Raw genomic sequence first — 20,338 nt, 5'->3', positions numbered from 1 at the left:
CCTTTTCATGGCGTTGCTTTCCTTTGAGGATTCGACACCCCGAGCCTAACGGCTCAAGGCGAGCAACGCCGCTCTCCCTTTTTTCAACAATGACCGGGACATCCCCCCACGCGAAGGCGCGATCATCAACGAACTGTTCGAGGATGACGCCGGTGCGCTGCACCTTCGGTTCTATTGCTATATCGGCCTGCGCGGCAAGACGCCCGACGGACCCGAGGAGCAGGCCGAGCAGCAGCAGTTCGACAGCGAGGAGGGCTACAGATCCGCCCTGCTGTCGACGCTGAAGCGCACCCGCGAACTGCTTGCCGCGGGTCGGCTCTGATCCTTCCCCCTGATGCCATCGAGGCGCGCGGGCAAACGCTCGCCCCCGGTCAAGCGGCCACGTTCAACCGCCACTCTGGCACGGGCCTTCCTTTGAAGACGACAGGAAACACCACCCTCATCACCGGCGGTGGCACAGGGATCGTGGAAGCGCTCGCGCACCGCTTCCACGACCTCGGCAACACTGATCACATCAACGTCTTGGGATCTGTCCTCTGTGGTCAGACTCGTCTCGGAAGAGATCGTTATTGTCGAACAGCGATGACGTTGATGCGGGCGCTGCGGGGCTGAGCGCCGGTACGATCCGCATCTGCCACATGGGCCGATGGTGGTCGGTGGGCCGTGTCGGTGGTGATCCCGAGGATCACATCACCGACGCGGCCACGCCGCCGGTCAGAGCGTTTCCAGCGCCAGAGCAATTCCTTGGCCGCCGCCGATGCAGAGGGTGACGATGCCTCGCCGGATGCCGTCACGCTTCATGGCGTAAAGCAGCCGGGTGGTAAGGATTGCGCCGGTGGCACCGATCGGGTGACCATGTGCGACGGCACCGCCTTCGACATTGATGATATCCTCGGGCAAGCCAAGCTCGCGGGCGACGGCGATGGGCACGGCCGCGAAGGCTTCGTTGATCTCGATGCGCTCGATATCGCCGAGTGTCCAGCCGGCCCGGCTCAACGCCTTGCGCACCGCCGGCACCGGGCCCAGCCCGAACAGGCCGGGTTCGACGGCGGCGACGCCATAGCCGGCAAGGCGGGCCATGGGCTCGATGCCCTTCGCCTCGGCAAAACCGCGCTCGGCGACGATCATCGCCGCGGCGGCGCTGTTCAGCCCGGGCGCGTTGCCGGCGGTGATGGTGCCGTCCGGACGGAAGGCGGGCTTCAGCCGGGCGAGCGTCTCGATGGTGGTATCCGGGCGGGGGGCTTCATCGACCGCGAATTGCTCCTTGCCCTTGCGACCCTTGATTTCGACCGCGACGATCTCGTCTGCGAACCGCCCGGCATCACGTGCGGCGGCGAAGCGCTGCTGCGACCGCGCGGCGAAGGCGTCCTGCGCCTCACGCGTGATCTGGAGCCTGGTCACGAGGTCTTCGGTGTGCCAGCCGGAATGCTGACCGGAGAAGGCGTCGTTGAGCCCGTCGGTCAACATGCTGTCGAAGATCTGGGCCGGCCCCATCCGGTAGCCCCAGCGACCGCCATCCATCAGATATGGCGCCCGGTCCATGTTCTCCATGCCGCCGGCAATGGCGGCATCACTGTCGCCGGCGGCAATTTCCAGCGCGGCGGACAGGATGGCCTGCGCGCCCGAGCCGCAGACGCGGTTGACGGTCAGCGCAGGCACGGAAACCGGAAGCCCGCCGCCGATGGCTGCCTGGCGGGCCGGATTCATCCGATTGCCGGCCTGGATGACATTGCCCATCACCACGGTGCCGATGTCATCGCCTGAAAGCCCTGCGCGTCGAAGGGCTTCCTGCACGACCATGGCCCCGAGGTCGGTTGCCGGCACGCCTTTGAGCGCGCCGTTATAGGCGCTGATCGCCGTGCGGACCGGATGGCCAAGGATGATGTGACGCGTGCTCATGATGTTCTCCAGACCTTGATGTCGGCGTCGATGGCGCAGCGTTCAGATGATGGAAGGCGATGTTGCGGCTGCAATGTCCGCATAGTCCGCGATACCCGCACCATAGAGCGTCGCCGGGATGAATGCCGCGAGCGGCCGCCGGCTTGCGGTCGCTCCGCCAGATCGGGATTGGCGATGAACGGGCGACCGAAGCCGACCAGCGTCCACGGCGCGCAAATCCTTCGCGAGAAGCGGTTGCGATACCGGCAGAGGCGCCGGTGATGAATGGGATGGCGGTCATGGCATTGCCCTTCCCTGGTGGGGCTCATATTCATGACAGGCATCATCATAGATCATAAATATGATAATCATCATGTAAATGTCAACGGCACGGGCGAAGAATTTCAGCTCCAAGGACGACCTGATCGGGCAGGCCTTCGTTCCGTCGGTCACGGAGTCGCCCGGATCACGGCCACAGGCCACATCGGGGCCGGCCGGTTCCGCGCGGCCGACCCAGCCGGTCAATCCTGCGCGTCCCTCTGTGGGAGAGCGAATGCGATGACCTCGTCGCCATTGCGAGACCTGATGCCACCATGCCCGCCGGCGGCGATGACCACATATTGCCGACCGTCCGCGCCTATGTAAGTCAGCGGCGTGGCGTTGCCGCCAGCCGGCAGATGGACCTGCCACAGGGTTCGCCCGGTGCGGGCATCGAGGGCGCGCATGTATTGATCGGTGGTCGCGGCAATGAAAATGAGCCCGCTGGCGGTCGCGGCACTGCCGCCCATGCTGAATACGCCAGTCGGCAGACCAACAGGCATTCGCAGACCGAAGGGGCCCATGTCGCGTGTGGTGCCGAACGGCCGTTTCCACACGATCTCGCGGCTCACGAGGTCGATCGCCTGCATCTGCCCCCAGGGCGGACGGGCACAGGGCACGCCCAGCACGTTCAGCCAGGGGTCGACCTTGATTGCGAATGGCGTGCCATGCTGCGGATTGTTGCTGAACGGCGGCTGCGGATATGGCTCTCCCCAGCCGCTCCAGGGCTGGTAGAGATCTTTCGCGAAACCTTTCTCATAGGGCAGCATCTTCAGTTTGAACGGCATGAAAGTGGTGTTGATGTACATCAGCTTCCGCGCCGGATCGATGGTCGGGCCGTACCAGTCGGAGGTACCGTCAAACGCCGGCCAGCCGATGGTGGGTGTCAGACCGGGCGGCGTGAACAGCCCGTCATCTCGCATGTGGTGAAAGGTGATGCGGCACAGCAACTGGTCGATCGGCGTGGCGCCCCACATGTCTGTCGCCTGAAGCTTCGGCGCTCTCAGCGACGGCATGTCGACCGAGAAGGGCTGGGTCGGCGAATAGCGTTCGCCGGGGATATCGCCCTGCGGCACCGGCCGTTCCTCGGCCGGCGCGATCGGCTCACCGCTGCGCCGGTCGATCACGAAGATCTCGCCTTGCTTGGTGGTCTGGACCAGCGCAGGGATCGTGCCGCCATCGCCATCGCCATCGCCATCGCCATCGGGAAGATCGACCAGCGATGGCCCGATCGGAAGGTCGAAGTCCCACAGGCCGTGATGCACGGTCTGGAAATGCCAGCGCTCTCGGCCGGTCGTCGCGTCGAGCGCCACCAGCGCGCCGGAATAGGCCTCGTCGAACGGCCGCCGGCCGCCGCCATAATAGTCGGGCGTCGCGTTACCGAGCGGAATATAGATCAGATTGAGCTGCGGGTCGGCCGAATACACGCCCCAGCCATTGGGGGTTCCGCGCGTATACACCTCGTCTGGGCCGAGGGGGTCGGTCGGTGGATTGCGCCCCAGATCCCAGGACCATGCCAGATGCCCATCGACGGCATCGAAGGCGCGGATCACGCCGGATGGTTCACCGACCGTCTGATTGTCATAGACCCAGCCGCTCAACACGATCTTGCCGTTCATCACCATCGGTGGCGAGGTGATGAAATGGAAGCCGGGCGGCACCGGCCCCATGTTCTGGCGCAGATCGACCATGCCTTCGTCGCCGAACGTCTCGCAGGGTTTGCCGGTCGTGGCGTCGAGCGCGAACAGACGCGGAAGGTCCGAGGCGGTGGAGACGATGTGCTGCCGGCAGGGCGTGCCCTCAGGCGCCTCGAAATACGAGACGCCGCGGCAGGCCTGATAGATGTTGTGCGACATGTCCCCGCCCGGCTGGAAGCGCCAGAGCCGTTCGCCCGTGGTCGCGTCGAGCGCGATCACGTCGCGGTGCGGTGTGCACAGATACAGCGAATCATCCACCTTGATCGGGGTCGCCTCGAAGCTGAATTCGCGGCCGCGCTTTTTCTCGCCCGGCTTCGGCATGTCGCCGGTCGAGAACGACCACACCTTTTCAAGGCGGGCGACATTGTCGGGGGTGATCTGGTCGAGCGCCGAAAACCGGTCATTCGCATGGGTGCCGCCATAGGATCGCCAGTCCGCTCTGGCGATGAAGCGGTCGGCGGGCGCCTGTGCCCCGACCGTCCAGCCCGATGTGTCGTCGGTGCGGGCATAGCGCATGTCGGTGATCCGGTAACCCGCCGCGAAGACGAGACCGATCAGAACCATACAGGCAAGCATGCCGCCCCACGACACCGCCCGGACCTGGCTGTGGCCGGCAATCTGCCCATGCCCGGGGGCCTTCAAGAGCCGGCCTGCCACCCACGGCGACAAGATCCAGATGCCCAGCACCAATGGCGCGACAAGTCGCGGCAGAAGCGCCCAGCCGTCGAGGCCTGCCTCATAGATCGCCCAGGCGATTGTGCCGATCAGCACCGCCACATAGACCCATACGCCGGCCGGGTGGCCGGATGACATCACGGTGCCGCTCAGCACAAGCAGCAGTCCGGTGACAAGATAATATGGCGTACCCCCCAGGTAGAGCAGCCAGCCCCCAAGGACCGCAAGCGCAAGGCCGATCAATCCGACGAGGATGCCGGTGATCAGCACGATCCCGCCGGGCCGGCGGGGCGGATGAAGCAGGTCTCGCATGATGAACGCTCCGGTTCGGACTGCGGCATCCGGCCGGGCCGGGTGACACGACCGGCGCCAGTGACCGTCGGCATCGATGACGGCCGGCTTGCGCCCCCAACAGCACGTCGGGCGAATTGTTTCCGATCGATGCCTCCGCTCCGTGGCGATCATCCGGGCATGCAGCGCCATGCAGGCGGTCATACTTGCCCCTTGAGACGGCCGGAAATCTCCCCTACAACTGACGCGACATCAAGAGTTGGGGCGCGCCCAACGCCAACCTGCCGACCGGGCAAGGTGGCACTCCCGCCTGTTTCATGGGGGAGGATGTGGCCGAACCGGCAATCAATCGGATCACGCCACGGCGCCAGCCCCGCACTACGTCGGAGGATGAACGCGTCGATGCCGATCAAGATTCCCGATGACCTGCCGGCCCGGAGCACGCTTGAAGCCGAAGGCGTGATGGTCATGCGTGAGACCGACGCCATACGGCAGGATATCCGGCCGTTGCGGGTCGGGCTGCTCAATCTCATGCCCAACAAGATCCGGACGGAAACCCAGATCGCGCGTCTGATCGGCGCGACGCCGCTGCAGGTCGAATTGTCGCTGATCCGCATCGGCAGCCATGTCGCGCGCAATACATCCGTTGATCATATGAGTTCATTCTATCGAAGCTGGGACGATATCCGGTCGGAGCGCTTCGACGGTTTCATCATCACCGGTGCCCCCATTGAACGGCTGCCCTTTGAAGAGGTCACCTATTGGGGGGAGCTGTGCGACGTGTTCGATTGGACCCAGACGAACGTTCATCGCTGCTTCAATATCTGCTGGGGCGCGCAGGCGGCGGTGCATCATTTCCACGGTGTGCCCAAGCATGACCTGCCGGAAAAGGCCTTTGGCGTTTTCCGGCATCGCAATCTGGCGCCGGCCTCGCCCTATCTGCGCGGCTTTTCCGACGACTTCTCGATTCCCGTATCACGCTGGACCGAGATCCGGCGCGAGGATCTGCCCCGGGATGCCGGCATCACCGTGCTGGCCGACAGTGACGACGCCGGCTTGTGCCTGCTCGACGATCCGCGGCACCGCTCGCTGCACATGTTCAATCATCTTGAATACGACCGGACCTCGCTTGCCGAGGAATACCAGCGCGATGTGGCGACCGGCGATGCCATTCAGGTGCCGAAGAACTACTTTCCCAAGGACGACCCGACCCGGGAGCCGGAGAACCGCTGGCGCAGCCACGCCCATCTGCTGATCGGCAACTGGATCAACGAGATCTACCAGACCACGCCATTCGACATCGAGGCCATCGGCGCCGATTGACGGCACGGTCAATCGCCATGGTCGCGGCCGGCATCGCCAAGGGCGGCGATTCGGCCGCGCAGCCAGTGCTGGCCGGGATGGGTGTCGTTGCGACGGTGCCATGACATGACGAACGGCACGGTCGGCAGATCCAGCGGCGGTGGCAGCATCACCAGTGCATCGGCATGGCCCGAGGCCATGATCACGCCTTCCATCAGGGTCGCGATCAGGTCCGACCGCGCCACCAGCAGCGGCGCCGCGTACATGTGGGGCAGGGTCAGGGCCAGGTGCCGTTTCAGACCCCGTCTCGCCAGAGCCGCGTCCACCTGCCCGAACTGGTCGCCTTCGGGCGAGACCAGCAGATGCGACAGCGTGAGGAAAGCGGTCAGATCCAGCGGTGCCTGTGCGGCCGGGTGATCTTTCCGCAGCACACAGACGAAGCGTTCCCTGAACAGCGGCTGGTGCAGGATCCGACCGCCGCCGGTTGCGGTGGGCGGAACGCCAACGGCGATATCGACCGTGCCGGCATCCAGCATCGCGATTGCATCGTCTCGGGCCGCGATGTCGCGGACATGCAGGGCCATGCCCGGTGCGTCATGCCGCAGCCGGTCCAGCAGTCGTGGCAGCATCAGAAGGCCCGGATGATCCGATATGCCCAGCGAGATCGCGGTTGTCGCGGTCGCGGGATCGAAAGTCCGGTCAGCGCCCAATGCCCGGTCTATCTGGGCCAGCGCCTGAGCCAGCGGTTCGGCCAGATCGATCGCCCGTGGTGTCGGTTGCAGACCGTGCGGCGCCCGGACGAACAGGTCATCCCCGATCAGCGCGCGCAACCGCGCCAGTGCCGCACTCATGGCCGGCTGGCTGCGCCCGATCCGGGTACCGGCGCGGGTGACGCTGCGTTCCGTCATCAGTGCGTCGAAGGCGATGAGCAGGTTGAGGTCGATGCGATGAAGATCCATGCGGTGGATGTTCACATATATTCTCTATCGATTTCAATGATGATGCAGCCGGGCCTATTCCTGTGGGGGTGACGCTGACATCAACTCTCATTCAGGACGACCGGACCCATGGCCATGTCGCTACACCATCAGGAACAGCCCGGCCCGCAGGGGCTGGGCGCCGACGACCGCCGTGTCGTCGAGCTGCTCTATCGCGCCTTCAGTGACGGCAATCCGGATCTTCTGGACCAGGCGGTGGCCATCGACTGGCAGGACATCCCATTGGCACCGCACCAGCAGCCGGGCCGCGCGGGGATGAAACCGCTGATCCTGGCGTTCGCTGCCGCCTTCAGCGATCTGCAGATCACTATACTCGACATGATCGGCCAGCCCGGTCGCGTGGCGGTGCGGGCCGTCATCACCGGCACCCATACCGGCCCTTGGTTCGGGGTGGCGCCGACCGGGCGATCGTTCCAGATCGCGATCCACGAATTTCATGCCATCGCCGATGGCCGGCTGACCCATACCTGGCATCTGGAGGACTGGTTCGGCTGGCTGGGGCAGGTGGGCGCCTGGCCAGTGGTGTCGACGGAGGCCGGGTCATGAAGGCGGCACGATTCCATGCCTATGGTGCCGAGGTTATTGTCGAGAGCGTGGCACAGCCCGCGATCGGCCCCGACGAGGTTCTGGTCGAGGTCAAGGCCGCGGCGTTGAACCCGCTGGACGTGAAGATGCATGCCGGCTGGATGCATGAGGTGTTTCCGGTGGATCTTCCACACACCATCGCCACCGATCTGGCCGGTGTCGTGACACGGGTGGGCGACCAGGTGCAGCGGTTCAGGCCCGGTGATCATGTTGTCGGCCGCAGCGATCCCACCCGTGGTGGCGCCATGGCCGGCTCTGCGGCGATACCCGCCGATCATCTGGTGCCCGTGCCGGCAGGGCTGTCGCTGACCGATGCCGCCGGCATTCCCACCGCCGCCGGCACCGCATGGCAGGCCCTGATCGAGATGGCGGCTCTGCGCGCGGGCCAGACGGTTCTGGTACATGCGGGGGCGGGCGGCGTCGGCGGTTTTGCTATTCAGTTCGCTCGCATGGCCGGCGCGCGGGTGATCGCAACGGCATCGGGAACCGGCATCGACATTGCCCGCCGGCTCGGTGCCGACCAGGTTATCGACTATCGCACCGACGAGTTCGCCGCGGTGGCCTCAGGGGTCGATGTCGTGCTCGACACCATCGGCGGCGAGACCCAGCGGCGGTCATTCGGCGTGCTGCGGTCCGGTGGCCGGTTGCTTGCGATCTCGGAGGCGCCCGATCCGGCGCTGGCCGCCGCATATGGGGTTGAGGCGGATTTCGTCTTCCATCGCTCCAGCGGCCGGCGGCTTCAGGCCATGGTCGACGCCATCGTGACCGCGGGCCTGACGGTTCCAATCGATCGCGTGGTGGCCCTGGATGATCTGGCCGCGGCACTGCGTCATCAGGCATCGGGCAGGGCGCGGGGCAAGATTATCATTGCCATGGGCTGATACCTAGAGCCGGCGCCATCAGCCTTGCTCCATCACCAGCCGTCCGGCCGTCGCACCGGTCAGGGCGCTGAAGCGGCGGTCGAAATCGCGCGCGATATCGGCGATGCTCACCTGGCCCAGGCGGTCGAGCAGGACGGCTTCGGCCGCCTGCATCGCCTGGGCGAGCGTGGCGTTGACCGCCTGTTCCACCAGACAATCGGGCTGGTCGACCGACGGCCCGATGGCGAACACCGGCGGATCGCCCAGCGCGCGATAGACATCGAGCAGGGTGATGTCGTCCAGCCGGCGAGCCAGGGTCCAGCCGCCGCCATGGCCTTTTTCCGACCGCACATAGCCTTGGTCGCGCAGGCCGGCCATGGTCCGGCGCACCACCACTGGGTTGGTGTTCAGCATCCCGGCAATGGTTTCGGATGTCGCGACGCCGTCATGGCGATCCATGTGGATCAGCACATGCAGCATGCGTGACAGGCGGCTGTCGGCGCGCATCGGGTGGGGTGCTCCTTCATCACGGTCGATTGGCTCGGCTGTCCCGCGATGATAGCAGGGCACCGCTATCGTAACCAGAAAAGTGGCGTGATGGCTTGTGTCGCCGATATACGTAACTTATAAAGATGCGTGATATTCAGGCATGACCGGAGACCCGCAGCCATGAACCATGACGTGATCATTATCGGGGGCAGTTTTGCCGGCTTGTCCGCCGCCATGCAGTTGGCACGTGCCCGTCGCCGGGTGCTGGTGATCGACGCTGGACGCCCACGCAACCGTTTCGCTGCCGCATCCCATGGCTTTCTGGGCCAGGATGGTCAGAGCCCGCAGGCGATCATGGATCTGGGCGCCCGTCAGCTGCTGGCCTATCCGACCGCGCGGATGATCGGGGGCGAGGCGATCTCGGCCTGGAAAACCGATGACGGCTTCAATGTCATGCTGGCCTCCGGCGAGGCGTTGACCACCCGCCGGCTGATCCTGGCCGTGGGCGTCGCCGACGATCTGCCGCCCGTGCCGGGGCTGGCCGAGCGCTGGGGCGTGGGCGTGATGCACTGCCCCTATTGCCACGGCTATGAGGTGGCGGGGCGCGATCTGGCGGTGCTGGCCTATGACGCGCGGGGTGTTCATCAGGCGATGATGCTGCCCGATTGGGGCCCGACCACGCTGCTGGTCCATGACGGTTTCACCCCCGATGCCGATCAGGTGGCCGGGCTTGCCGCGCGCGGCGTGACCATCGAGACCACGCCGATCGCGCGGCTGACCGGACCGGCACCGGTGCTGGCGGCCGTGGAACTCGTCGATGGTCGGGTTCTGCCGGTTGCGGGTCTGTTCGTCGCGCCAAACACCCGCATCGCCAGTCCTCTGGCCGAACAACTGGGCTGCGCGGTCGAGGACGGGCCGATGGGGCCATATCTGCGCGTCGACGACTGGAAGCAGACCAGCATCGCCGGGGTGTTTGCCGCTGGCGACGCGGCAGGGCCGATGCACAACGCCACATTGGCCTCTGCCGCCGGTGTCATGGCCGGTGTCGGCGCCCATCAGTCGCTGATTGCGGCGGCGATCAATCGGGCCGTTTCGGGATCTCCATCCCCCGCTGCACCGCCGGCCGCGCCAGTCCGCGCGCCAGCCACGCCGGCACATGGGTGAGGCTGGCATAATCGACCAGATCACCGGCGCTATAGAAGCCGATCAGATTGCGCACCCAGCCCAGGGTGGCGATATCGGCGATCGTATAGTCATCGCCCATGATCCAGTCGCGGCCATCAAGCCGCGCTTCAAGAACCGCCAGCAAACGCTTGCTTTCGTCGCGATATCGGACAAGCGGCCGCTTGTCTTCGATCTCGCGGCCGGCGAATTTGTGGAAATAGCCAAGCTGGCCGAAGATCGGGCCGATCGCCGCCATCTGGAACATCACCCATTGCACGCACTGCCAGCGTGCCGCCGGGTCGGCCGGCAGGAACCGGCCGGTCTTTTCCGCCAGATAAAGCAGGATTGCGCCAGATTCAAATAGACCAAGCGGCGCGCCGCCGGGGCCGTCCGGATCGATGATCGCCGGAATCTTGCCATTGGGGTTCAACGACAGAAAGGGTGGCGTCCAGGTCTCGTTCTGGCCGATATCGATCAGATGCGGTTCATAGGCGAGGCCGGTTTCTTCCAGCATGATCGAGACCTTCACGCCGTTTGGCGTGGGCAACGAATAGAGCTGAATGCGGTCCGGGTGTTGTGCGGGCCAGCGGGTGGTGATCGGGAAGGATGAAAGATCAGCCATGGATGGGCTCCTGCTGCGGTGTCGGGTCATGCTCTGCCTGGGCGTCGGTTACGGCGGACCGGCCGAAGACGGTGCGCCCGCCATAGCTGGCGGAGCGGCGGCGCTCTTCGGCTATGAAGGCGTCGACCGAGGGTCCGGTTGCATGCCGTTCCAGCCGCCGCGCCTGTTCGTCGAGGCGCCGGATGGCATCGAGCCGCTCGTCATTGCCGAGCCGCGCGGTTGAAACCGCCGCCTTCAGCACCGTGATCGTCTGATCGTAAACGGTGAGCGGCACCGGAAAAGGTGCGCCATCCTTGCCGCCATGGGCCAATGAGAACCGGGCCGGATCGGTGAAACGGCAAGGGGCACCATGAACCACCTCGGCCACCAGCGCCAGTGACCGCACCGTGCGGGCACCCACGCCCGGCACCAGCAGCAGTTCGGCGAAATCCGCCGGACCATTGCTGGCGGCGGCGGCAAGCGCGCCATGCAGGCGCCGGCTGACCACGTCTTCCGGGCGGACGTCGTGACGCGCCGGCATCACCAGATGCGGCAGCATCGGCTGGTCGGGGCAGGGTGGGGCAGCCGTCGCCACGGCCGGCACGGCCGCACGGTCGATCGCCGCCATCTCGCGCAGGATGCCGTCGGGCCCCAGATCGTGAAGCAGATCCAGTTGGCCATGCCGCGAGGCGGCGGCGCGATGGTCGGTCAGGTTGATGATCCGGCCCTGGGTCTGGCCGTCGATCGCCGCATGGGGGGCCTCGACGAAGCTGGTCAGATCTTCCGACAGCCAGTGATAGCGGCGGGCCATGCGGCTGTCGCCATTCATCCCCTGCTGCACCACCACCCAGCACCCGTCATCGCTGACGATGAAGCCATGAAGATAGAGGTCGAAGCCGTCCTGCACGGCGGCGCTGTCGACCTTGGCGACCAGCCGGCTGGCCCGTGCCAGCGCCGCACCGTCCAGGCCCGTCCTGTCGCCAACCGCCAGCAATTCCTGAGGCGTGCGTCGCGAATGGCTGCCGCGCCCACCGCAGACATGAATGCCCAGCGCCGCCCCCTGGTCGCCCAGCCCGCGTTTCAGCGCGCCCATCACCGAGGTGGTGATGCCCGAGGAATGCCAGTCCATTCCCATTACCGCGCCGAAAGACTGGAACCAGAAGGGATGGGCCATGCGGCGCAGGAATTCGTCGCGGCCATAGTGATGAATGATCGCCTCGGCGACCACGGCGCCGAGGCGCGCCATGCGCTGGGCCAGCCAGCCCGGCACCCGGCCATTATGCAAGGGCAGATCGGCACGTCCGGCCCGTTTCGCCACGATTTTTTACGCCTCTCCAGGAACAGATATCGAACGATTTTATCATATCGACCACGCCCGGGCCATGACCGGCAGCGATGACGGCGGCGTAATTCGCGGGCGACTTGATCGGTGTCAAGCTGCGCGGCACCAGGCCGTGCGACCATCGCTGCCGCATCAGGCGAGGGAGATCCGATGAAAGCGATGGTTCTGCATGGCCCAGGCCAGGCTCTTGTCCTGGAAGACCGGCCCGATCCGCAGCCGGGTGCGGCCGAGGTGGTGGTGCGGGTGGAGGCCTGCGCAGTCTGCCGCACCGATCTGCATGTGGTGGATGGCGACCTGCCCGATCTGCTGCGGCCGGTGGTGCCGGGCCATGAAATCGTCGGCATGGTCACCGCCGTGGGCGCGGATGTCGACCCGTCACGGCTGGGACGGCGGGTGGGGGTGCCCTGGCTTGGCCATACCTGCGGATGCTGCCGGTTCTGCGAGACCGGGGCCGAGAATCTGTGCGACCATCCGGTCTTCACCGGCTATACCCGCGATGGCGGCTTCGCGACCCATGTCGTGGCCGATGCCGCCTTCACCGTGCCGCTCGACGGACCCCGCGACCCGATGACGACCGCCCCCTTGATGTGCGCTGGGCTGATCGGCTGGCGGGCGCTGTCGATGGCGGGTGATGCGCGGCGTATCGGTCTCTACGGCTTCGGCGCCGCCGCCCATATCATCGCCCAGGTCTGCCGCTGGCAGGGGCGCGAGGTCTATGCCTTCACCAGCCCCGGCGATCACGCGGCACAGGATCATGCCCGGTCGCTGGGCGCGGTCTGGGCCGGAGGTTCCGACATGGCGCCGCCCGCGTTGCTGGATGCGGCCATCATCTTCGCGCCGGTGGGCGCGCTGGTGCCGGCGGCGTTGGCGGCGGTGGTGAAGGGCGGCATCGTGATCTGCGGCGGCATCCATATGAGCGACATTCCGGCCTTTCCCTATCGGCTGCTATGGGGCGAACGCCGGCTGGTGTCGGTCGCCAATCTGACCCGGGCCGACGCGACCGCATTCATGGCGGTGGCACCGAAGGTGGGCCTGCGCGTGGCGGTGACGGTGTATCCGCTGGCCGACGCCAACCGCGCGCTCGACGATCTGCGCCATGGGCGGTTCCAGGGCGCGGCGGTGCTGGTGCCCTGACCCGCCCTGGCCCGCTCTTCCGGCCGATCCGGCGGCGAGGCCTTCTCACCGGCCGGAAAACAGGAAACACTGTCCCCACAAGCCCAAGACCCGCCAAGGGTCCGCGGCAGTGGGGAGGATCGATATGCCATATAATGAACGGTCAAAGCACATCACCGGCGGCATCGCGCGGTCGCCGAACCGGGCGATGTATTATGCGCTGGGCTATCAGACCGAAGACTTCGACAAGCCGATGATCGGCATCGCCAACGGTCATTCCACCATCACCCCCTGCAATGCCGGGCTGCAACCGCTGGCCGATGCCGCGATCGCGGCGGTGAGGGCGGCGGGTGGCAATCCGCAGGTCTTCGGCACGCCGACGATTTCCGACGGCATGGCCATGGGCACCGAGGGCATGAAGTATTCGCTGATCTCGCGTGAGGTGATTGCCGACTGCATCGAAACCTGCGTTCAGGGCCAGTGGATGGACGGCATTCTGGTCGTCGGCGGCTGCGACAAGAACATGCCCGGCGGCATGATCGCGCTGGCCCGCGCCAATGTGCCCGGCATCTATGTCTATGGCGGCACCATCAAGCCCGGGCGTTGGAAGGGAAAGGATCTGTCGATCGTCTCGGCGTTCGAGGCGGTCGGCGCGCGCATGGCCGGCCGCATGGACGATGAGGATTTCGAGGGCATCGAGCGCAATGCCTGCCCGTCCACCGGCTCCTGCGGAGGCATGTACACCGCCAATACGATGAGTTCGTCGTTCGAGGCGCTGGGCATGTCGCTGATGTCGTCGTCGACCATGGCCAATCCCGACCCTGAAACCGCCGACAACGCCGCCGCCTCGGCGCGGGTGCTTGTGGAGGCGGTGAAGGCCGGCATCCGGCCGCGCGACATCATCACCCGGCAGTCGATTGAGAATGCGGTGGCCCTGATCATGGCCACCGGCGGATCCACCAACGGCGTGCTGCACTATCTGGCGATCGCCCATGCGGCCGAGGTGGAATGGACCCTGGATGATTTCGAGCGGGTGCGCCGCAAGGTGCCGGTGATCTGCGACCTCAGGCCGTCGGGCCAGTATATGGCGGTGGATCTGCATCAGGTGGGCGGCGTGCCGCAGGTGCTGAAGATCCTGCTGAATGCCGGGCTGATCCATGGCGACTGCCTGACCATCACCGGCCGCACACTGGGGGAGGAGCTTGCAGGCGTGCCCGACGCGCCGCCGGCGGGCCAGACCGTCATCCGCCCGATCGATCAGGCGCTGTATGGCGAGGGTCATCTGGCGATCCTGAAGGGCAACCTCGCGACCGGTGGTGCCGTCGCCAAGATCAGCGGCCTGAAGAATCCGGTGATCTCAGGCCCGGCGCGGGTATTCGACGACGAGGCATCGGCCATGGAGGCGATCCTGTCCGACCGCATCCGGCCGGGCGACGTGCTGGTGTTGCGCTATCTGGGCCCCAGGGGCGGCCCGGGCATGCCCGAGATGCTGGCGCCGACATCGGCAATCATCGGCCGCGGGCTGGGCGAGAGCGTCGGGCTGATCACCGATGGCCGGTTCTCGGGCGGCACCTGGGGCATGGTGGTCGGGCATGTGACGCCCGAAGCCTTTGACGGCGGCACCATCGCCCTGGTGCGCGAAGGCGATACCATCACCATCGATGCCCACCGTCAGTTGTTGGAGCTGGAGGTGGACGCCGAGGAAATCGAGAGCCGCCGTCAGGCCTGGCGCCAGCCGCCCCCACGCTATACCCGCGGCGTGCTGGCGAAATTCGCCCGTCTGGCACGCTCGGCGAGCGAGGGCGCCGTCACCGACTGATCGCACGGCATCTAATCCTTTGCGAATTCCACGGGAACGGCCGGCGCATCCGGGCGTTGGGGACATGTCACCCATGGCGGCCGCGGCACAGCGGCCGCCATGGCGCACGCATGGGGCACAGCCCGCCCCGGCGGGCGACCGACAGCTTGCCCAATTGCCGAGGAGAGGATGCCATGGCCGACAGACGCGACATGTCCGCGAACCCGGAACGGCGCGAAGACGGTGGCCGACCTTCCGGGGCCGGTGTCTGGGTGGTCAGGGCTCTGGCCCTGGTCATCTTTCTCATTGGTCTGGTGCTTGCGGGCGGCGGCACGTGGCTGCTCAGCCTGGGCGGATCGGCCTATTACGTCCTGGCGGGGCTGGGGTTGATCGTGGCCGGCGTGCTGCTGGCGCGGGGGCGTATGTCCGGCGCCCTGGTCTATGCGGTGGTGTTCGCGGCCACCGTGATCTGGGCGTTCTGGGAGGTCGGCATCGCCAATGGCTGGGCGCTGGTGCCACGGCTGGTCGGGCCGCTGGTGCTGATGATGCTGGTGGCGGCCGTGCTGCCGCTGCTGCGTCCGGGGCGGATCGGCTGGGGCGGCGCGCTGGGTGGGGTGGTCGGTCTGGCCGTGCTGGCGGTGGTCGTGACCGTGATCTCGATCCAGGCGGCGCCCGATCGACAGATGGCGGCGGTGCCGCGCGCCGACGCCGGCTCCATGCCCGACCCGTCGATCCGCGAGACGGGGGCCGACTGGCCGGCCTATGGCGGCACCTACAGCTCCAGGCGGTATTCGCCACTGTCGCAGATCACGCCCCGGAATGTCGGGCAGTTGCAGCGGGCGTGGCTGTACCATACCGGCGACCTGCCGAGCGAAGAGGCGAAAGACAGCTATGGTGCCGAGACCACGCCGCTGAAGATTGGCGACACGTTGTATCTGTGCTCGGCCAAGAACATCCTGATCGCGCTGGATGCGGCGACCGGCGAGGAACGCTGGCGCCATGATCCGGGGGTCGAGGACAAGTACATTCCCTATACCGCCGCCTGCCGTGGCGTGAGCTATTTCGAGGGTGCCGACGCGCCGGCTCCGCCCGCGGCGCCCGGCGAGGCGGCACCCGGCGGCGCCACCGAAGCCGCCACCGAAGCCGCCACCGGGTGCGCGACCCGCATCATCGAGGGCACGCTGGATGGCCGGATCATCGCGGTCGATTCCGAGACCGGCACGCCCTGCGCCGGCTTCGGCACGAACGGACAAGTCGACATCAAGGAAGGCATGGGCGATGTGGTGCCCGGCATGGTGTCGATCACTTCGCCGCCGGTCATCGTCCAGGGCGTGATCGTCACCGGCCATCAGGTTCTGGACGGCCAGAAGCGGAGCGCGCCATCGGGCGTCATCCAGGGTTATGACGCCATCACCGGCGAGCAGCGCTGGGCCTGGGACATGACCCGTCCCGATCTGACCCTGCCGCTGCCCGAGGGTGAGGCATATACCCGCGGCACCCCCAATATGTGGACCACGGCATCGGGCGACGAGGAACTGGGGCTGGTCTATCTGCCGATGGGCAATTCGGCGGTCGATTACTGGAGCAGCGATCGCAGCGAGGCCGAGAACCAGTATTCGACATCGCTGGTGGCAATCGACGTCAACACTGGCCGCCCGGCCTGGTCGTTCCAGACCGTGCACAAGGATGTGTGGGATTACGATCTGGGGTCGCAGGCGACGCTGGTCGATTATCCCACCGCCGACGGCCCGGTGCCGGCCCTGATCCTGCCCAGCAAGCAGGGCGACATCTATATTCTGAACCGCCGCACCGGCGAACCGCTGACCGGGGTCGAGGAACGCCCCGTCCCGCAGGGCGGTGTGGAGCCCGACGAACGGTCGCCGACCCAGCCGGCATCGCTGTTCCACACCCTGCGCAAATCCGATCTGACCGAGGCGCGGATGTGGGGCATGTCGCCGATCGACCAGATGATCTGCCGCATCCAGTTCCGTCAGGCCAGCTATAAGGGCTTCTATACCCCGCCGACCACGGATCAGCACTGGATCGAATATCCGGGCTATAACGGCGGCTCGGACTGGGGCGGGGTCGCGGTCGACCCGCTGCGGCGTGTGATCATCGCCAACTATAACGATATGCCCAACCACAACATCCTGGTCCCGCGTGAACGGGCCGACGAACTGGGCTGGGCGCCGCGATCGGAAAGCCGCGGCGAGATCGGCGGCCAGGAAGGCGCCGGCGATCCGCAGGCCGGCACGCCCTATGCCATCAACGTCAATGCCGGCTGGCGCCTGCCGGTCACCCTGCTGCTGTGCAAGGAGCCGCCCTATGGCGGGATCCGCGCCATCGACATGGACACCGGGCAGACCCTGTGGGACCGGCCCTTGGGCGAGGCGCGCACCAATGGGCCGTTCGGCATTCCGTCGATGCTGCCGGTCACCATCGGCACGCCCAATAATGGCGGATCGGTGGTCACCGCCGGCGGGCTGATCTTCATCGCCGCCGCCACCGACAACCTGATCCGGGCCATCGACATGGAGACCGGCGAAACCGTCTGGCAGGACACGCTGCCGGCCGGCGGTCAGGCGACACCGATGACCTATGAGGCGGGTGGCCGGCAATATCTGGTGATTATGGCCGGTGGCCATCACTTCATGGAAACCCCGATCGGCGATGAGCTGATCGCCTATGCGCTGCCCGCGCAATGAGGGGGTGTTGACGCCATGGCTGCCGGTTCAGGGCAATCCGCGACGCCGGGGGCGGGGTCGGCAAAGGCCGGATCGAAGCGCACGATCTATACGGCCCTTGCCGGCAACCTGCTGATCGCGATCACCAAGTTTGCCGCCGCCTGGTACACCGGCAGTTCGGCGATGCTCAGCGAAGGTGTGCATTCGCTGGTCGACACCAGCAATGAAATCCTGCTGCTGCATGGCATCCGGCGCTCGACCCTGCCGCCGGACGCCGTACATCCCATGGGCCATGGCCGCGAGCTTTATTTCTGGAGCTTCGTGGTCGCGGTTCTGGTCTTCGCGCTGGGGGCCGGGGTGTCGTTCTATGAGGGCGTCAGCCATGTCCTGAACCCCGAACCCGCCACCAACCTCACGGTCAGCTATATCGTGCTGGCGGCCTCGGCGGTGTTCGAGGGCTATTCCTGGTGGGTGGCGCTGGTCGAGTTCCGGCGCCGCAAGGGCGGGCTCGGCTATCTTGAGGCGGTGCGCGCCAGCAAGGACCCGACCAGTTTCACGGTTCTGCTGGAAGACAGCGCCGCCCTGCTCGGCATCGGCATCGCCTTCATCGGCATTCTTGCCGCCGACCTGCTGGACATGCCGGCGCTGGACGGTGTCGCCTCGATCGGTATTGCTCTGGTCCTGGCGGTGACGGCGACCCTGCTGGCGCGCGAAAGCATGGGCCTGCTGATCGGCGAGCGTGCGTCCCCGGCGCTTCAGGCCGCGGTGCTGGCGGTGGCCAATGGCGATCCGGCGATCCGCCGCGCCAATGGCGTGATCACCGTCCATCTGGCGCCCGATCAGGTGATGGTGGCATTGAGCGCTGAGTTCGAGGATCACGTCTCGACGCCCGATATCGAGGCCTGTATCGAGCGGCTTGAACGGCATCTGTACCGTAGCCACCCTGAAATCCGGGCCCTGTTTGTGAAACCGCAGATGCCCGATGCCTGGCGGCGGCAGATATCGTCGGCCGGCGGCACGGAAAAGGCGGGTCGCGATGGAGGATATGAGCCGGCAGGCGTAGACTGAACGACTGCTCAACCGTCATGCAGGGAGCCGGCCCCCCGGCCGGATGATGCGATGCGCCGATATCGCCGTGCCAAGATCGTCGCCACCATCGGCCCGGCCAGTGCCGATCCGGCCATGCTGAAGGTCCTGTTCCTGGCGGGCGTCGATACCTTCCGGCTGAATTTCAGCCATGGCAGCCATGACGACCATGCCCGGGTTCATGCGTCGATCCGGACGCTGGAGGCGGAAGCCGGCCGGCCGATCGGCATTCTTCAGGATCTTCAGGGCCCCAAGATCCGTGTCGGCACCATCCGCGACGGACGGATCACGGTCACCGCCGGGCAGGCGGTCAGCTTCGTGCCCGAGGGGACCGACGGCGATGCCGGGGCAATTCCGCTGCCCCATCCCGAAATCTTCGCGGCCGTGATGCCCGGCCATCATCTGCTGATCGATGATGGCCGGGTCGATCTGCGCGTGACCGGGGTCGACGATCAGCGGATCGCCGCCGAGGTGATCACCGGCGGGGTGATCTCCAACCGCAAGGGGGTCAATCTGCCCGGCACCGTGCTCGACCTGTCGCCGCTGACGCCCAAGGACCGGGCCGATCTGGCCTTCGGGCTGGCGCTTGGCGTCGACTGGGTGGCGCTGTCCTTCGTGCAGAAGCCGGGCGATCTGATCGAGGCGCATGGATTGATCAAGGGTCAGGCCGGGCTGGTCGCCAAGGTCGAGAAACCCTCGGCCCTGGATCATCTGGACGACATCGTCCGGCTGGCCGATGCGGTGATGGTGGCGCGGGGCGATCTGGGGGTCGAAATTCCCCATGAAGAGGTGCCCGGCCGGCAGAAGGAAATCGTGCGCGCCTGCCGGATGGCGGCAAAGCCGGTGATCGTGGCCACCCAGATGCTCGATTCCATGGTCCATGCCCCCACGCCAACCCGCGCCGAGGCATCGGATGTCGCCACCGCGATTTATGACGGCGCCGATGCGGTGATGCTGTCGGCTGAATCCGCGGCCGGAGACTATCCGGTGGAGGCGGTCGAGATGATGGACCGGATCATCCGCCGCACCGAGCAGCACAAATATTACCGCGCGATCATCGACGCGTCCGGTCCGGGCGAGGAACGGACCGCGCCCCATGCGATCGCCTCCGCCGCCGCCGATCTGGCGGCGGCGATCGGGGCGCCGGTGATCGTGGCCTTCACCTCTAGCGGCACCACCGCCGCCCGCATCGCCCGCAAGCGTCCGGCCATGCAGATCCTGGCGATCACGCCCGACCAAGCGGTGTCGCGCCGGCTGTGTCTGGTCTGGGGCGTGCACGCCATCCGGTCCGAAGACATCCACACTTACGAGGACATGGTCAGCCGCGCCACCGCCATCGCCGTCGCCGAGGATTTCGCGGCACCACCCGCCGAGATTCTGGTGGTGGCGGGCATTCCCTTCGCCCAGGCCGGCACCACCAACAATCTGCGGGTGGTGCAGATCGACGGACGCTGAGC

Annotated in this window: 15 protein-coding genes, 2 pseudogenes and 1 riboswitch; of the genes and pseudogenes, 11 read left to right on the top strand and 6 right to left on the bottom strand. The window is 66.4% G+C overall.

Annotation, left to right across the window (positions count from 1 at the left end):
* Positions 1 to 106 precede the first annotated feature (106 nt).
* Together IEW15_RS26555 and IEW15_RS26550 are read left to right on the top strand one after the other, a co-directional pair.
* A pseudogene (locus tag IEW15_RS26555) lies at positions 107 to 322 on the top strand (DUF1857 domain-containing protein); the annotation flags it as partial.
* 92 nt (positions 323 to 414) lie between these two features.
* Positions 415 to 507 (top strand): annotated as a pseudogene (locus tag IEW15_RS26550) (oxidoreductase); the annotation flags it as partial.
* A 207-nt stretch (positions 508 to 714) separates the two neighbouring features.
* On the opposite strand, the gene IEW15_RS05260 reads toward IEW15_RS26550, so the two are convergent.
* Both IEW15_RS05260 and IEW15_RS05255 read right to left on the bottom strand, forming a co-directional pair.
* Positions 715 to 1,899: a thiolase family protein gene (locus IEW15_RS05260; RefSeq protein ID WP_188575640.1), complete on the bottom strand. Its 1,185-nt coding sequence runs from the start codon at positions 1,897 to 1,899 to the stop codon at positions 715 to 717.
* A 500-nt stretch (positions 1,900 to 2,399) separates the two neighbouring features.
* Positions 2,400 to 4,880, bottom strand: a complete 2,481-nt coding sequence (locus IEW15_RS05255) for a membrane-bound PQQ-dependent dehydrogenase, glucose/quinate/shikimate family (RefSeq protein WP_188575638.1) — start codon at positions 4,878 to 4,880, stop codon at positions 2,400 to 2,402.
* Between the two features lie 223 nt (positions 4,881 to 5,103).
* Positions 5,104 to 5,218: riboswitch (SAM-I-IV-variant riboswitch) on the top strand.
* Between the two features lie 43 nt (positions 5,219 to 5,261).
* Here IEW15_RS05255 and metA point away from each other — a divergent pair.
* Complete coding sequence (gene metA / locus IEW15_RS05250; RefSeq protein WP_188575636.1) at positions 5,262 to 6,182, top strand: homoserine O-acetyltransferase MetA; 921 nt, start codon at positions 5,262 to 5,264, stop codon at positions 6,180 to 6,182.
* Between the two features lie 8 nt (positions 6,183 to 6,190).
* Here metA and IEW15_RS05245 read toward each other — a convergent pair whose 3' ends face one another.
* Complete coding sequence (locus IEW15_RS05245; RefSeq protein ID WP_188575634.1) at positions 6,191 to 7,120, bottom strand: LysR family transcriptional regulator; 930 nt, start codon at positions 7,118 to 7,120, stop codon at positions 6,191 to 6,193.
* Between the two features lie 108 nt (positions 7,121 to 7,228).
* Between IEW15_RS05245 and IEW15_RS05240 the strand changes: the two genes are divergently transcribed.
* Together IEW15_RS05240 and IEW15_RS05235 are read left to right on the top strand one after the other, a co-directional pair.
* Entirely contained in the window at positions 7,229 to 7,705 is a 477-nt protein-coding gene (locus tag IEW15_RS05240; protein ID WP_229707837.1) for an ester cyclase, read from the top strand.
* Positions 7,702 to 8,625: an NADP-dependent oxidoreductase gene (locus IEW15_RS05235; RefSeq protein WP_188575631.1), complete on the top strand. Its 924-nt coding sequence runs from the start codon at positions 7,702 to 7,704 to the stop codon at positions 8,623 to 8,625. The genes IEW15_RS05240 and IEW15_RS05235 overlap by 4 nt, the downstream gene beginning before the upstream one ends.
* Positions 8,626 to 8,643: 18 nt before the next feature.
* On the opposite strand, the gene IEW15_RS05230 is transcribed toward IEW15_RS05235, so the two are convergent.
* Complete coding sequence (locus tag IEW15_RS05230; RefSeq protein ID WP_188575629.1) at positions 8,644 to 9,111, bottom strand: Rrf2 family transcriptional regulator; 468 nt, start codon at positions 9,109 to 9,111, stop codon at positions 8,644 to 8,646.
* 162 nt (positions 9,112 to 9,273) lie between these two features.
* Here IEW15_RS05230 and IEW15_RS05225 point away from each other — a divergent pair, with 162 nt between their 5' ends.
* The gene (locus IEW15_RS05225; RefSeq protein ID WP_188575627.1) at positions 9,274 to 10,257 is read left to right on the top strand and encodes an NAD(P)/FAD-dependent oxidoreductase; all 984 of its coding nucleotides are present in this window, start codon (positions 9,274 to 9,276) and stop codon (positions 10,255 to 10,257) included.
* Here the strand turns inward: IEW15_RS05225 and IEW15_RS05220 are convergent.
* Both IEW15_RS05220 and IEW15_RS05215 read right to left on the bottom strand, forming a co-directional pair.
* On the bottom strand, positions 10,172 to 10,879 hold the full coding sequence (locus IEW15_RS05220) for a glutathione S-transferase N-terminal domain-containing protein (protein ID WP_188575625.1): 708 nt from the start codon (positions 10,877 to 10,879) through the stop codon (positions 10,172 to 10,174). The genes IEW15_RS05225 and IEW15_RS05220 overlap by 86 nt on opposite strands.
* Complete coding sequence (locus IEW15_RS05215) at positions 10,872 to 12,176, bottom strand: DUF763 domain-containing protein (RefSeq protein ID WP_188575623.1); 1,305 nt, start codon at positions 12,174 to 12,176, stop codon at positions 10,872 to 10,874. The genes IEW15_RS05220 and IEW15_RS05215 overlap by 8 nt, the downstream gene beginning before the upstream one ends.
* Positions 12,177 to 12,350: 174 nt before the next feature.
* Here IEW15_RS05215 and IEW15_RS05210 point away from each other — a divergent pair, with 174 nt between their 5' ends.
* The 5 genes from IEW15_RS05210 (at position 12,351) to pyk (ending at position 20,336) form a co-directional block, all read left to right on the top strand.
* The gene (locus IEW15_RS05210; RefSeq protein WP_188575621.1) at positions 12,351 to 13,334 is read left to right on the top strand and encodes a zinc-dependent alcohol dehydrogenase family protein; all 984 of its coding nucleotides are present in this window, start codon (positions 12,351 to 12,353) and stop codon (positions 13,332 to 13,334) included.
* Positions 13,335 to 13,458: 124 nt separating this feature from the next.
* A complete protein-coding gene (gene ilvD / locus IEW15_RS05205) occupies positions 13,459 to 15,132 on the top strand; it encodes a dihydroxy-acid dehydratase (protein WP_188575619.1) in 1,674 nt (557 codons plus the stop codon).
* A 173-nt stretch (positions 15,133 to 15,305) separates the two neighbouring features.
* Positions 15,306 to 17,816, top strand: a complete 2,511-nt coding sequence (locus IEW15_RS05200) for a membrane-bound PQQ-dependent dehydrogenase, glucose/quinate/shikimate family (protein WP_229707836.1) — start codon at positions 15,306 to 15,308, stop codon at positions 17,814 to 17,816.
* A 15-nt stretch (positions 17,817 to 17,831) separates the two neighbouring features.
* Positions 17,832 to 18,863, top strand: coding sequence for a cation diffusion facilitator family transporter (locus IEW15_RS05195; protein WP_188575616.1), 1,032 nt, complete (start codon positions 17,832 to 17,834; stop codon positions 18,861 to 18,863).
* Positions 18,864 to 18,914: 51 nt separating this feature from the next.
* A complete protein-coding gene (pyk, locus tag IEW15_RS05190) occupies positions 18,915 to 20,336 on the top strand; it encodes a pyruvate kinase (protein ID WP_188575614.1) in 1,422 nt (473 codons plus the stop codon).
* Positions 20,337 to 20,338: the final 2 nt, after the last annotated feature.

The organism is Tistrella bauzanensis (assembly GCF_014636235.1).
Classification (GTDB): Bacteria; Pseudomonadota; Alphaproteobacteria; order Tistrellales; family Tistrellaceae; genus Tistrella; species Tistrella bauzanensis.
The sequence above is the reverse complement of the archived record's forward strand: the minus strand, read 5'-3'. Positions and strand labels throughout refer to the sequence as shown.